The following is a 13158-nucleotide window of genomic DNA, read 5'->3' as shown; positions in this document are numbered from 1 at the left end:
TTATTCTAGATTCTTTACTCAAAAAATTGATGGGAATTTTGCTGGAAAATGCCGGGGCGCAAACTGGGTGTCTGATCGCATCAAAATCCGGTGAGTTTGTTGTAGAAGCTGCGGGAGAAGTTGATGGCGATATGCGGGTGCTCTCAGGCGCGGGATTGGACTATGCGTATCCGCGATCGCTAATCAATTTTGTAGACAAGCACGGGGGGATGTTGCGGTGTACTTCTATTCCGGGAAAAGGGACTGAATTTGCGATCGAGTTACCAATTCAACAGCAAGTCCGAGACATGACAGCCTCTGGTTCCCAACCTGCGGGTTGTTAAAAGCTGCAAGTTCGATCGATTAAACGGCAATATTTTTAATTAGATCGCGATCGCCTTTTGTCACAGGCGATCGCTCTTTGATTCTCAGGCTAATTCTATTCAGGGAAATCAGGAATTACCCATTTGGGGGGTGCAGTCCGTTTTTTTCTCACCGCTTCCTCCGCTATCTCCAGGATTTTGTCGAGGGAAGTATTCTCAATAAAACTTGACGTTGCTGCTGCGTATTCCCGCTTCGGGCACTTGTCGCCCAAAACGCAGCCATTGACGCAAGCTACAGCACAATCGACACTGTTTTCCACCATAACTTTTTTCCTTGACGCTTCTAACAACTAAATAGATAGGTACTCTTGGTTAATTTGTCAAGAGACTTGCCTCTATCTTTATTTTACTTTACAAAGCACAATCAAAGGGCGATCGACTCAGGTAAATTACCGGAAAATTGGGTTTAAAGCCCCGTCTATGTCAATATAAAATCTAAGTAACCTACATAATCTCTAGCTCATGAGCGATTTTCTGCGCCGCTTAAAAATTTTACCTTGGCGAGAAATGCTGCAAATTGCCGCGATCGTCAACTTGACTGTTTTGGCAATAGAACTATTGTTAGCATGGAGTGCGATCGCGATTCCCCCCATCAGCAACGCTCTGATGTTACTCTACAGCTCCTCCCTAGGAACATTGATACCTGTAGTTACAGCCGTGGGAATAGGCGCTCTAGGGGTTTATTTTTTAGAATATTGGCAACAGCAATTTTTATTGAACCGGGCTAATTTGTGGCTGTTAGTTTTCTGTTTAGTCCTAGGTTTATTTTTCAAGTCTCTGTTGTTACCTCCATTTTTCATAAGTTTATCGGAAATTACACCCATAGCAGTTGCGGTGGGAGTTTTTTGGAAAGGTAGACCTTATTGGAGATAGTTATTGATTATTTGTTATGGGTTATTTGTTATTGGTTTGTAGCGACGACTGACTTCCTCAGAATAAATCACTAAATTCGTGACTAGAAACCTTGGGAACTAACTGGAAGAATAAAGGATAAAATTAACTCAATTTCCTCTAAAATGTTTGCGATCATCCCTATTTTGTAAGGGCGAAGCATGACCGCTGTAAATCTCTGGCGCGAGCTAATAAATTGTCTGCGGTCATGCTTCGCCCCTAGGAATATATGTGCCAAACACAGATGCACTCAAATGTTGGGCATTGTCCACTGATTTTTTGAAACTTAATAATGACAGTCAAAACACGCCAACAGGCTAACCTATTGATCCTACTATTTCCGGCTACCGCATGGTTGATAATTTTCTTCATTTTGCCTGTGCTAATTGTACTTTTGTACAGTTTCTTAGAACGGGGCACCTATGGTGGCGTTACTTGGATATTTACTCTCAGCAACTACCAAGGTTTGTTCAGCGGACTTTTCTGGGGGGTAATTGGTCGATCGCTCTGGCTAGCTTTTCTGACAACAGTGGCTTGTCTTTTAGTTGGCTATCCCCTAGCATTCTTGATTGCTACCCGTTCTCCCCGCTGGCGAAATGCCTTACTTTTGCTCGTAATTATTCCATTTTGGACTAATTTTTTAGTCAGAACCTACGCCTGGATTATCCTGCTGCGAAGTGAAGGAGTGATTAACACAGCCTTGCAAAATTTGCATATTATTACCGAACCATTAAATTTGCTATTTACACCTTTCGCTGTGGCGATCGGTCTAATTTATGGTTATTTACCTTTCATGGTTCTGCCATTGTATTCTAGCATAGAACGATTTAATTTTTCATTAGTAGAAGCCGCTCAAGATTTGGGGGCTAATGATATTCGCACTTTTTGGCGTGTATTTTTGCCTTTGACTACTCGCGGGATTGTTGCAGGTTCGATTCTGGTTTTTGTCCCCGCCGTTGGTGCTTTCGTTACACCAGATATTTTGGGTGGTTCTAAAACAATGATGGTGGGAAATTTGATTCAAAATCAGTTTTTTAAAGCCCGTGACTGGCCTTTTGGTTCGGCGCTTTCCATGCTATTGACAGTAATAGTATTGATTCCGGTATTGATTTATTTTCGCCTGTCTGATAAAACAGAAAGTTAACAATTAACTGTTAATCCTTCGCTGACCAATGACTAATGACTAATAACCAATAACCAATAACCAATGACTAATAACTAATAACCAATGACTAATAACCAATGACTAAACTAGATTTACGTGTTCGGGCGATCGGCAAAAAGTGGCTTTGGATACAAGCTACACTAGCATTTGCCTTTCTCTATCTGCCCATTCTAATCTTAATTATTTACTCCTTCAATACCTCCAAATTTAACTCCATTTGGCGCGGTTTTACCCTCGATTGGTATCGCAGCTTATTCAGCGATGTCGGTACTCTCGGCATGGCTAGCAGTAGCAGTGCCGGAATTTGGACAGCACTCAACAACAGCTTACTGATTGCTACTATTTCGACTCTGCTAGCAACAGTTTTGGGTACAGCCATCGCCCTCGCACTGGAACGCTTTCATTTTCCAGGGCGCAAAGCAGTAGAAACTTTACTGTTTTTGCCGATAATTATGCCCGAAATTACGATCGGGATTTCGCTGCTAGTTTTCTTTACCCTAGTATTTCGCATCCTCGAAAATCTAACTGGAATTCGCATCAATCTCGGTTTACCTACAGTAATTATCGGTCATGTTACCTTTAATATTTCATTTGTGACTATTACTGTCAGGGCCCGTTTGGCAGAACTAGATCCGATATTAGAACAAGCAGCTTTTGACTTGGGTGCTAACGAATGGCGGACTTTTTGGCGGATTACCCTACCTCTAATTTGGCCTAGTGTTTTTAGCGGGGCACTGCTAGCTTTTACTTTGTCTCTTGACGATTTCGTGGTGACATTTTTTACAACAGGTGTTGGTTCAATGACGCTACCGCTATTTGTTTATGGCATGATAAAATTTGCTGTAACACCAGCGATTAATGCGCTATCCACTTTGATGTTGTTGGCTTCGTTATTGCTGGTTTTGTCCTCATTGAGAATGAAAAAAAGTTAAAAAAATGCTTTTTGTGTCATAATTAATTTCACTTGCCACTAACAAAACCTATGAAACGCCTGCTGACTTTATTATTTTTGTTTATGATTAGTGCCTTAGTGCCTTTTGGGTGTAGCAGCCAAGGTGCTAACCAGCAACAAGTGCTCAGCATTTACAACTATGCGTCTTATATCGCCCCAGATGCGATCGCCCAATTCGAGAAAGAGAACAACGTCAAGATTCAATACGATACTTTCGAGAACAGCGACGCACTTTACGCCAAACTCAAACAGGGAAATCCCGGTTATGATGTCATATTTCCCGCAGATTACATGGTTAAAATTATGGGTAAGGAAAATTTACTGGAACCGCTGAATATTAATAATATCCCTAACCATAAAAACCTAGATAATAAATATATTAATCAAACCTTTGACCCTGGCAATAAATATTCTTTCCCCTATCAGTGGGGGACAATGGGCATTGGCTACAATCTCAAAGTAACTAAGGGCGAAATTAATAGTTGGGCATCAATGTTTGACTCGAAATATGCGGGAAAAATTGCATGGCAAGATGATGCGAGATACACTTTTGCTGGGCTTTTGATTTATTTAGGATTCGATCCAAATACAACTAATCCTGAAGAAATTAACAAAGCCCGTGATTTGTTGATAAAAAATAAAAATTTGATTGCTGCTTTTGTCCCCGATACTGGTCAAACTATGTTAGATCAAGGCGAAGTAAATCTGACAATGGAATGGAGTGGCGATATGTTCCAAGTTATGAAAGAGAATCCTAACCTCCGCTATGCTATTCCGAAAGAAGGAACTATTATCTTTTCTGACAATATGGCTATTCCCAAAGGCGCTGTTCACAAAGAGTTAGCAGAGAAATTTATTAACTTTATTTTGCAGCCAGAAGTAGGGGCTAAAATTTCTAATTTTACTCACTTTGGTTCGCCGAATAAAGTAGCAATAGATAAAGGTTTAATCGACCCGCAAGATTTAAAAAATCCTCAAATATATCCCAAGGCCGAGGTGTTTGCTAAAATGAAATTTTTGGAGGATGTGGGGAAAGCCACTGCATTGTACGATCGAGCTTGGACTGAAGTGAAAGCAGGTGCAGGGAAATAAAATCATGGGATTGCTCTACTAGAGGGAATTTTTAACACAATGCACGCCGTAGAACTCCGGGAAATTTCCAAAGTATTTAAAACTGTTCGCAGCGACGATTTTTGGGCTGTAGATAACATCAATTTGCAGATTGAAAACAAAGAGTTTTTTTCTTTACTCGGCCCTTCGGGCTGCGGAAAAACTACTACTTTGCGAATGATTGCGGGATTTGAAATGCCGACTACGGGGGAAATTTATATTCACGGTGAAGCGATCCAAAATCAATTGCCATTTCATCGTCCTGTGAATACAGTATTTCAAAACTATGCTTTGTTTCCACACATGACAGTAGCACAAAATGTTGCTTTTGGGTTGGAAATGGAAAATTTATCGAAGCAAATAATTCGCGATCGCCTCGCAGAAGTGTTAAATTTAGTGCAGTTAACTGATGTAGAAAAACGCTATCCCCGTCAACTGTCAGGGGGACAACAGCAACGAGTTGCATTAGCCAGAGCTTTGGTCAAACAGCCCTCTGTTTTGCTTTTGGATGAACCTCTGGGTGCGCTGGATTTAAAATTGCGAAAAGAGATGCAATTAGAATTAAAAAAAATTCAGCGCAGGTTGGGGATTACGTTTATTTATGTGACTCACGATCAGGAAGAGGCGTTAACGATGTCGGACAGAATTGCGGTGATGGATGGCGGAAAATTGCAACAAGTGGGAACGCCTGTTGAGATTTATGAATATCCGCAAACGCGGTTTGTGGCTGAGTTTATTGGTGATAGTAATTTTTTGACTGGGCGTGTGGTGTCCAAGCAAAGTGGTAAAATAACTGTGTTAGTTGATCAACAATTACCTGTGTTAGTTACTACAACTGAGGATCTTCCGGCGGGAAAGGTTGTTACTTTGGTTTTGCGACCGGAAAAGGTGGGTATTTATCCGGCTGATTATGCGGCTGAAAATACTTGGCTGGGAACTGTAACAGAGGTTGTTTATATTGGCACTGATACGCGCTATGTAGTACAGTTGACGGCGAAAAGCTCGATCGCGATTCGGAGACAAAATTTACACAGGGATGACTTACAGCGGCACAGAGTGGGCGATCGGGTTCAGGTTGCTGTGCCGCCAGAAAGTATTTGTATTTTGTGAATATTATCGAAGTAAAATCAGAGTATAATAACGGTGAATCCAGAATATATCCAGCAAAGCAAAGGCATCTACGAAAATGCCGAACCAGAATATCGGCGATCTTATTTTGATGAGGTAGCTGGCGGATTTGTGCTCATCCACCAACAACACAATCTTAATGATTCGGAAAGTTTTGTCGCTGAAGTTTTGGCTAAAATGGGAAAGAGAGTTACACTGTTGAGCGAGCAAGCAGCAGAGGGTGTGAGAACGCCAGACGCTGAGATTGACGGTGAAATTTGCGAATTCAAGGAGTTAACAGAACAGACTCAAAATATCAGAGACAGAGTGCAAGAAGGCATCAGTAGAGCCAAAAATCAAGGTGCAGCAGCCGTTATCATTCACATCAACCGAGAAATTTACGAGGTTTGGAAAATAAACGCTGGTATCAAACAAGCTTTATTTTGGGATACCGGAAAGCAAATTCAAAAATTAATTTTGGTGCTTAACAGCCAACAGATTCAAATAATCACAAGGGAAGAGTGGAAAAATGGAAGACAATTTCAGCGAATTTAAAGAAATTATAGAGCGTGGATTACATAACAATATGCCACGAGATGCTAAACTAATTACTGTAGGGCAAATTTTATATGCTGTTACTCACGACGATCTAACCATAGAAGAAGGTTGGCAGCTTGAAGAGATGATGGGTGGTAGAACACATTGGGAACAGGCACTTGAGTACAGTATTTTTGGCTATCCAGTAGATACCGCAACTGCACCTTTTGACAAACCTCTAATGATTGCTGGCAAAACTTTTCATTCTCGTTTAATGACTGGTACGGGAAAATATCGCAGCATTGCAGAAATGCAGCAAAGTGTGAATGCTAGTAGGTGCGAAATTGTGACTGTGGCTGTGCGGCGCGTGCAAACCAATGCTCCTGGTCATGAAGGATTGGCGGAAGCTCTGGATTGGACTAAAATTTGGATGTTGCCCAATACTGCGGGTTGTCAAACTGCGGATGAGGCGATTAGGGTGGCTCGTTTGGGTAGGGAAATGGCGAAGCTTTTAGGTCAGGAAGATAATAATTTTGTGAAGTTAGAAGTGATTCCTGATGCTAAATATTTGCTACCAGATCCGATCGGCACTTTGGAAGCAGCAGAAAAATTAGTCAAGGAAGGTTTTGCTGTTTTGCCTTACATCAATGCCGATCCCCTTTTGGCAAAACGCCTCGAAGAAGTTGGTTGTGCGACTGTGATGCCTTTAGGTTCCCCCATCGGTTCGGGACAAGGAATCAACAATGCTGCCAATATTCAAATAATTATTGACACGGTAAAGATTCCTGTGGTGGTGGATGCGGGGATCGGGACACCTAGTGAAGCTGCACAAGCCATGGAAATGGGCGCTGATGCACTGTTAATTAATTCGGCGATCGCCAATGCCCAAAATTCTCCAGCCATGGCAAAAGCCATGGGAATGGCGGCGGAAGCAGGGCGTTTAGCGTACTTAGCAGGCAGAATGCCAATCAAAGATTATGCGATCGCTTCTTCTCCCCAAACAGGTACTGTCACCTCAAAATAAATTCTTGAATTTTGGTGGGCAGTTTTTTGGTAAAGTTGTAAACATCAAAAACACTAAGGATTGTGACTAATGCCTTACATCAAGGACGACGATGGACGCTTGAACAACTTCGCTAAAGAGCCAAAGGTTTATGAAGCCGTACCTCCCAACAAAAACCAGCAACGAAACTACATCATCATGGGTATTGCCGCGGCGATGTTAGTTGCAGGTTTGGTGTTTGTCGCTGCTTCTGTCTAGAAACAGGGCTGAGATTCAAAGCTGATTCAAATCCCGATTTTAAATAACTGTTGAGAAAACCATGTTTCTAGACAAATGGAAACATGGTTTTTGTGCTTCAATAACAAGCAGGAAGTGCTAAAAGTCCTGAGCAACGCCACACGAGCTGAAAGACTACATAAGACCAAAAGCATTAGAAACAAAAAAATCAGGACGGGGTTGAGACCTGAATTTTCGGTCAAAAATATACAATAGCTAGTGGAAAATCTACCCTAAACAAGCTCCGGGATTTACCTGTGGGCATAAATCTAAAATCTAAAATCTAAAATCTCAAATCGCCAGACTCTGATGTCTATTCCTTCCCAAAAAGTTTCTAGCTCGAACAAGCTGATTTACCAACGCTTGAAACAGGCACTTGAACTGAATTTGCGCCGTCAAATTTTTATCGCCGCCTGCGATGACTTGTGCTTGCGGGACTGTCTAGCAGCCCGCTTAGAGGCAGAATTGACTGCTACAGCCACCGGCGAAATATTTCGATCGCCGATCGCAATTCCCCGATTTGTCAGCTTGCAACTCAACCTGGGCGATCCGAATCCTTGGGGTGCGATTGCAGCATGGTTGACCGAAAACCCACCGCCCCAAAATTCGCGCAGCTACAGCCCGTTGCCGGGATTTCAAATTTTGGGAGTCGAACACCTGACTCGGCACTCAGCGGCCGTCCAGTGGTCTTTCCTGAGCCATTTGAGAGACATCGAAACACACCTGCAAGTGTGGGAGTCCACTCTGTTGCTGTGGGTATCGCGACCTTGGCTGAGTTCGATCGAACAGTCAGCCCCGGAATTTTGGCACTGGCGAACCGGAGTATTTGAGTTTGAAGGGGAACCAACACCATCCCCTCGCCACTGGGACTTCGGAGAGGTGCAGGAATTGGGCGATGAATTTTTAAGTTCCCAGTCTGGAGAATCCCAAGTCTCCAGTTCCCTATCTCCTGTGACAAATTCCCCCTTACTAACTCCCAATTCTCCATCCCCAACACCAAACTCTCAGTCTATTGAATTAGCAGATTTAGCGCTACCAACATCGGCCCAGGAGTTGACCACTTACAATCGGGCCGCCGAGGCGGAAAATGTGCAAGAGTTGCAAACTCTGCAATACATCGAACTGTTGCAAGAAAATCAATGTTCCTCCGAATCCTTGGCTTTGGCTTATCAAAGTTTGGGCAATTTCTACCGCGATCGCATTCAAGCCGGAGACGCTTCTTGGCAAAACTTAACCATTGCCATTGGTGCGATCGAACAAGTGATTCAATACCTACAAATAGATCCCCACGAACACCAAAATCAACCACCAAATCCCAAATGCACGCTACTAATTGACGAATTTAAACACCACTTAAGTCAATATATTCAGGAGTCAAATAACCTACTGCCAATTTCCGATTTGTGCAACGACCTCGGCACTCTCTACTGGATGCTATCTCGCCTGCAACCAAGCTATACCGAAGCAAATGGCACCGAGGAACCCACGACTTTAGATCCAGTATTTTGCTTGTTTCGCAGCATCGGCCTCTACCGACAAGGTTTAAACAAAAAAGATGGGTCTTTGACACTGCAAACCCGTGCCCGATTAAACAAAAATTTGGGCATCGCCTTGGCTGATTTAGCCCGCTATCAAGACAAAACCGAAAACTTGCAGCAAGCAGTTACAGCCTACCAGCAAGCGCTGCTGGATATTGACTCCCGGACGGAACCTCAACAGTATGCAGCGGCTCAGAATAATTTGGCGACAGCATACTGGAGTTTAGCTCAAGATGGTCAGCCGATCGTCTACCTCAAAAGTGCGATCGCCGCTTATTCCCAGGCCCTGACCTGCTACAATCCATCTACAGAACCCCTCAACTATGCAGGAGTGCAAAACAACATCGGTACGGCTTGCTGGAACCTCGCCCAGCATCAACCGGAAGAAATTCTGCTGGTAAGGGCGATCGCGGCCTATCGCGAAGCCTTAAAATACCGCACCAGAGAATTAGTCCCCGCCGCCGCTGCGGCCACTCAAAACAATCTCGGTACAGCTTATTGGCATTTGGCCAACCACTTCCAACAACAACGGGCCCGGACAGAATCCTTGCAGCAGGCTATTTTAGCCTACGAAACTGCCCTAGATATCGCCGCGCAGATCGATCGCACCCAACTCACCTTTGACACCTTAGCCGCCCGCAGCAATCTGGGACTAGCCCACTATCAACTAGCTACAGACCCTGATTTCGCCGCCAACAAAGCCGCACAGACACAGCATTTAGAAGCAGCGCTGCACCAACAGTTACAAGTTTGCGCCGCCTGGGAACAGCATCTTCAGGACAAAGAGTTAACATATGGAGATAAACTAAATTTACAGCCCGACGATGCCAACTCCCAAGCGATCGATGGTCGGCAAACAGCTTTGAGCTATATTGTCAAAACGATTAGAGCTTTCTATAGTGAATGTGGGCTGCCCGGCCAAAACTTAGCCTTATCCAAAGTTCCAGGAGATTTGTTGCCGGAAATTTTGCGTAGGTTATAACTATTAAAAGCTGAATTGTTCCCAGATATGTATCCAGTTTTCTATTATTATGGTTAAACATTCTGCCCTAATTATTCAAACAAAATTGTGGTCATGACCCCAGAAAAAATCCTTGTGGTTGATGACGACCCGGCAATCCGAAATTTAATTCACCGTTTTTTAAGTCAGCAAGGTTATCAAGTTGAGTCTGGCGAGGACGGTCACACTGGTATGGAATTATTCAAGCAATTTAATCCTAAATTAGTGATTTTGGATGTAAATTTACCAGATACCACCGGCTACAGTTTGTGTAAACAAATGCAAAAGGAGACGGGCGTTTTTGTAGTCATGCTAACTAGCCGCACCGATGAACATGACAAGGTGATAGCCTTTGACTGCGGTGCTGACGACTACATTACTAAACCTTTTAGTCTTGTAGAGATTAAAATTCGCGTAGCAGCTCTTTTGAGGCGGTTGCGCCAGCAAAAAAATTCAGAGGAACCTGAAAGCCGTGTCTTCGGAAAGCTGGCTATAGATCCCTTGAGTCGGGTGGTGACTCTCGGTGGCCAGATAGTTGCTTTGACTGCACTGGAATTCGATTTGTTGTACTGTTTGGCCAGCAAACCAGGTCGCGTGTGGAGGCGTGCGGAATTGCTACAAGAAGTCTGGGACTATGAGTATGTAGGAGCCGATCGCGTAGTCGATGTCCATATCGGTCAAATTCGTCGCAAAATCGAACCCGATAGTAATCAAAATTCCATGATTCAAACCGTCCGGGGAGTGGGCTACAAATTTGTTGAGACAAGCAGCTAGAAAGTGTCAAGACCGTTCGTGTTAAACTGAACAAATCTTCATTTGCTCAGTTTAACACTTAATAAAGGTGTTACCTTTAAAGGTGCAACGGCTGCACTCGCTATCCCTTCTACTGTTGATTTTATCTTTATATCTTGGTATTCTGGGTTGACCTAAGAACTTAGCAGGATGCTGATGCCATTCTTTGTGAGCTTCAAAATAACTTGTCCAAGTAGAAACCAGACGCTTAATGATTTGTTTGCTAACTTTAAATGTTGAGTTATTTTGCTTGCTGCTCGCTACCCTCGAATTCCTCCGTGGGTGCATCTGTGTTTTGTAAATATATTCGTAGGATGCTCTAGCATGACCGCAGACAATTTATTAGTTATAACCAGAGATTTACGGAGGTCATGCTATACCCCATACAAAATCGGGATGCTCCCTCCTCCGTGGGGTCTGTTTCTTCACCAAAAATCCCTTAGCTGGTTTCTTGTAAATATTTGCTAACTTCGATCGCCCTTTCCAAACCCAGCCGCACACAATCTCCCAAAGCCACCCCGCCAACGTAATTACTACACAAATACATCCCTGGCAAAGATTTTAAGCCTAGATCGATCTGTTTGAGGCGATCGAGATGCCCCAAATTATACTGAGGAATCGCCTGTTTCCAGAGCTTCACCGCCAACACCTTCGGCTGTGGCACATTCGGTTTGAGCAAAATGCGAGACAAATCTCGATGCACCTCAGCCACAATTTGTTCGGGGTCAAGATTGCCAATACCCGAATCCGTAGCCCCACCGATGTAACTCGTCAGAGTTTGCCAACCCGCCGGCGCGCGATCGGCAAATAAACTCGAAGTCCAAATCGTTCCCAGAGTGCGAATTCCCTGCCCCCTCGGAATTAAATTTCCAAATCCCACCAATTTACCCTTGACATCCGACATCGGATATGCTAATACCACACAGGCAACAGTAGGGTAAGTAAAACCTTGTAAAGTGCTGCTAACTTCCGGTTGCAGAGATTGCAACAAATCCGCAGCCACATAAGCAGGCGTTGTCAGCACCACAGTCCGAGTCTCAACTTGTTGCGGCCCGTCGGGGGTAGAGAATTCCGCAATATAAGTTTTATGTTCAGTACGCTGCAAACCTGTCAGATGCCAATTCAGTTTCAGGCGATCGCCCAAAGAAGCAGCGATCGCCTCTGGCAGAGCCTTCAGCCCCCCTTTAAACGAACCCAGCTCCCCCGGCTTAGTCTGAGGAATATTCGGGTCTGGGGGCATTTTTTTGGGCCGTTTCCTGGCAGAAAGCAGCGCCCCGGCCACCAGCCCGCCACCAGCATCAGCCATCTTTGTCACCCGCCCAAAAGCCGCCGCGGCGCTAAGTTGTTGAGGATCGCCGGCATAGACCCCAGACACAAAGGGTTCCACCAATCGCTGCATCACTTCCGTACCCAGATGTCGCCGGAAAAACTGAGAAACAGTTTCCTCCTCACCCTGCTGCGAAAGTGTAGCACCCATTGCCGGAGCCACAAAGCCCAAAGCCCCGAACAGAGCCCGCAGTTTCCCCGGAAAACTCAGCAACCCAGACTGAATCATCGCCCCAGGAGTCATCGGCACAGGTTGCAGCTTATTTTGCCAATATACAAACCGAGGCAATTGGCGATCGGCAAAAATCAACTCCTGCTTCAGCCCCACATCCACAGCCAACTTCATCAATTCCGGCGTCGGCGCAAAACTATTCGGGCCCTCCTCCCACAGAAACCCATGCCCTGTAGAAGTTGTGATATTCCCGCCCACACGTCCCTGACTCTCAGCAACTAAAATCTTCAGCGGATCTCCAGTCTTTGCTTCCTTGTGCAGCGCGTGGGCCAGACTCAAGCCGGTAATACCAGCACCCACAATCAAGGTGTCTACTAGGTTTGTCATTGGTAAATGCTAATTGGTAACTACTAATTGTTGAGTAACCCGTAGTTGGAGTACATCGGAATAAATCACAATATCCCATTACAGTTCACTTTTGCAACTCCTCTATAAGCGCTTCCTTCAGCTTGTGGGACGACATACTCCGTTAGTCAACCTCAGAAAATCGTCAACTTACTCAGAGAACCATTTTAGCGTAATCGATGAAGACGCTTAGGGAAGTTTAAGTTTCAACCCCGCCCTATAAGTGCCAAGCCAAATCAGAGATGTTAAGCGTGCTATACATTATTGCTGTGCAAGTCTTGAGGGGACTGAAACAGCGTCTCCAGATAAACTCTTGCCGCTTGGCGATAGCTACGGGAAGCCTCCGGGGTGCCACTGTCGGCATTCTGCAACAAAAACAGCGACAAGGAAGCACAGAAAACTCGGTCTAGATCCCATTCAGGATGAGTTTCCAAGTAGGTTTTGAGGGAATCATGCAGCGTTTCGGGAATTTCGGCAAAAATACTGACTGTTGGGTTCATCATTTTTTTTAGTCTCGCTAAT

General features: G+C 44.4%; 13 protein-coding genes. 10 read left to right on the top strand and 3 right to left on the bottom strand.

The genetic code is table 11. The features are described 5' to 3' along the window. Positions 1 to 418: 418 nt before the first annotated feature. Positions 419 to 625 (bottom strand): hypothetical protein, encoded by a 207-nt coding sequence (locus P2A85_RS07920; RefSeq protein ID WP_340517662.1) that lies wholly within the window; start codon positions 623 to 625, stop codon positions 419 to 421. A 199-nt stretch (positions 626 to 824) separates the two neighbouring features. On the opposite strand from P2A85_RS07920, the gene P2A85_RS07915 reads away from it, so the two are divergent. The 10 genes from P2A85_RS07915 (at position 825) to P2A85_RS07870 (ending at position 10715) form a co-directional block, all read left to right on the top strand. Continuing rightward, the gene (locus P2A85_RS07915; RefSeq protein ID WP_377478484.1) at positions 825 to 1235 is read left to right on the top strand and encodes a peptide chain release factor 1; all 411 of its coding nucleotides are present in this window, start codon (positions 825 to 827) and stop codon (positions 1233 to 1235) included. 310 nt (positions 1236 to 1545) lie between these two features. Then, a complete protein-coding gene (locus tag P2A85_RS07910; RefSeq protein WP_377478482.1) occupies positions 1546 to 2397 on the top strand; it encodes an ABC transporter permease in 852 nt (283 codons plus the stop codon). Positions 2398 to 2495: 98 nt separating this feature from the next. Next, the gene (locus P2A85_RS07905; protein ID WP_371117817.1) at positions 2496 to 3350 is read left to right on the top strand and encodes an ABC transporter permease; all 855 of its coding nucleotides are present in this window, start codon (positions 2496 to 2498) and stop codon (positions 3348 to 3350) included. Between the two features lie 50 nt (positions 3351 to 3400). Beyond that, positions 3401 to 4462 carry a PotD/PotF family extracellular solute-binding protein gene (locus P2A85_RS07900; RefSeq protein ID WP_377478480.1) on the top strand — a complete coding sequence of 354 codons (1062 nt, stop codon included), beginning with the start codon at positions 3401 to 3403 and terminating at the stop codon, positions 4460 to 4462. A 39-nt stretch (positions 4463 to 4501) separates the two neighbouring features. Further along, the gene (locus tag P2A85_RS07895; protein WP_377478478.1) at positions 4502 to 5590 is read left to right on the top strand and encodes an ABC transporter ATP-binding protein; all 1089 of its coding nucleotides are present in this window, start codon (positions 4502 to 4504) and stop codon (positions 5588 to 5590) included. 33 nt (positions 5591 to 5623) lie between these two features. After that, positions 5624 to 6142 carry a hypothetical protein gene (locus P2A85_RS07890; protein ID WP_377478476.1) on the top strand — a complete coding sequence of 173 codons (519 nt, stop codon included), beginning with the start codon at positions 5624 to 5626 and terminating at the stop codon, positions 6140 to 6142. 223 nt (positions 6143 to 6365) lie between these two features. Continuing rightward, entirely contained in the window at positions 6366 to 7148 is a 783-nt protein-coding gene (locus P2A85_RS07885; protein WP_377481366.1) for a thiazole synthase, read from the top strand. Between the two features lie 69 nt (positions 7149 to 7217). Next, complete coding sequence (gene psb34, locus P2A85_RS07880; RefSeq protein WP_015177107.1) at positions 7218 to 7385, top strand: photosystem II assembly protein Psb34; 168 nt, start codon at positions 7218 to 7220, stop codon at positions 7383 to 7385. 327 nt (positions 7386 to 7712) lie between these two features. Then, positions 7713 to 9923, top strand: a complete 2211-nt coding sequence (locus tag P2A85_RS07875) for a hypothetical protein (RefSeq protein ID WP_377478474.1) — start codon at positions 7713 to 7715, stop codon at positions 9921 to 9923. A 93-nt stretch (positions 9924 to 10016) separates the two neighbouring features. Then, positions 10017 to 10715, top strand: a complete 699-nt coding sequence (locus P2A85_RS07870) for a response regulator transcription factor (RefSeq protein ID WP_340517675.1) — start codon at positions 10017 to 10019, stop codon at positions 10713 to 10715. Positions 10716 to 11172: 457 nt separating this feature from the next. Here the strand turns inward: P2A85_RS07870 and hemG are convergent, their stop codons facing one another. Next, a complete protein-coding gene (gene hemG, locus P2A85_RS07865) occupies positions 11173 to 12618 on the bottom strand; it encodes a protoporphyrinogen oxidase (RefSeq protein WP_377478473.1) in 1446 nt (481 codons plus the stop codon). A 272-nt stretch (positions 12619 to 12890) separates the two neighbouring features. Then, positions 12891 to 13136 carry a DUF2811 domain-containing protein gene (locus P2A85_RS07860; RefSeq protein ID WP_340517738.1) on the bottom strand — a complete coding sequence of 82 codons (246 nt, stop codon included), beginning with the start codon at positions 13134 to 13136 and terminating at the stop codon, positions 12891 to 12893. Positions 13137 to 13158: the final 22 nt, after the last annotated feature.

This window comes from Microcoleus anatoxicus (assembly GCF_042465725.1).
Lineage (GTDB): Bacteria > Cyanobacteriota > Cyanobacteriia > Cyanobacteriales > Microcoleaceae > Microcoleus > Microcoleus anatoxicus.
The sequence above is the reverse complement of the archived record's forward strand: the minus strand, read 5'-3'. Positions and strand labels throughout refer to the sequence as shown.

Excerpts from the sequence above, each read along its gene's own strand:
- P2A85_RS07920 (WP_340517662.1), bottom strand. The coding sequence starts at position 625 with ATGGTGGAAAACAGTGTCGATTGTGCTGTAGCTTGCGTCAATGGCTGC.
- P2A85_RS07915 (WP_377478484.1), top strand. The coding sequence starts at position 825 with ATGAGCGATTTTCTGCGCCGCTTAAAAATTTTACCTTGGCGAGAAATG.
- P2A85_RS07910 (WP_377478482.1), top strand. The coding sequence starts at position 1,546 with ATGACAGTCAAAACACGCCAACAGGCTAACCTATTGATCCTACTATTT.
- P2A85_RS07905 (WP_371117817.1), top strand. The coding sequence starts at position 2,496 with ATGACTAAACTAGATTTACGTGTTCGGGCGATCGGCAAAAAGTGGCTT.
- P2A85_RS07900 (WP_377478480.1), top strand. The coding sequence starts at position 3,401 with ATGAAACGCCTGCTGACTTTATTATTTTTGTTTATGATTAGTGCCTTA.
- P2A85_RS07895 (WP_377478478.1), top strand. The coding sequence starts at position 4,502 with ATGCACGCCGTAGAACTCCGGGAAATTTCCAAAGTATTTAAAACTGTT.
- P2A85_RS07885 (WP_377481366.1), top strand. The coding sequence starts at position 6,366 with ATGATTGCTGGCAAAACTTTTCATTCTCGTTTAATGACTGGTACGGGA.
- psb34 (WP_015177107.1), top strand. The coding sequence starts at position 7,218 with ATGCCTTACATCAAGGACGACGATGGACGCTTGAACAACTTCGCTAAA.
- P2A85_RS07875 (WP_377478474.1), top strand. The coding sequence starts at position 7,713 with ATGTCTATTCCTTCCCAAAAAGTTTCTAGCTCGAACAAGCTGATTTAC.
- P2A85_RS07870 (WP_340517675.1), top strand. The coding sequence starts at position 10,017 with ATGACCCCAGAAAAAATCCTTGTGGTTGATGACGACCCGGCAATCCGA.
- hemG (WP_377478473.1), bottom strand. The coding sequence starts at position 12,618 with ATGACAAACCTAGTAGACACCTTGATTGTGGGTGCTGGTATTACCGGC.
- P2A85_RS07860 (WP_340517738.1), bottom strand. The coding sequence starts at position 13,136 with ATGAACCCAACAGTCAGTATTTTTGCCGAAATTCCCGAAACGCTGCAT.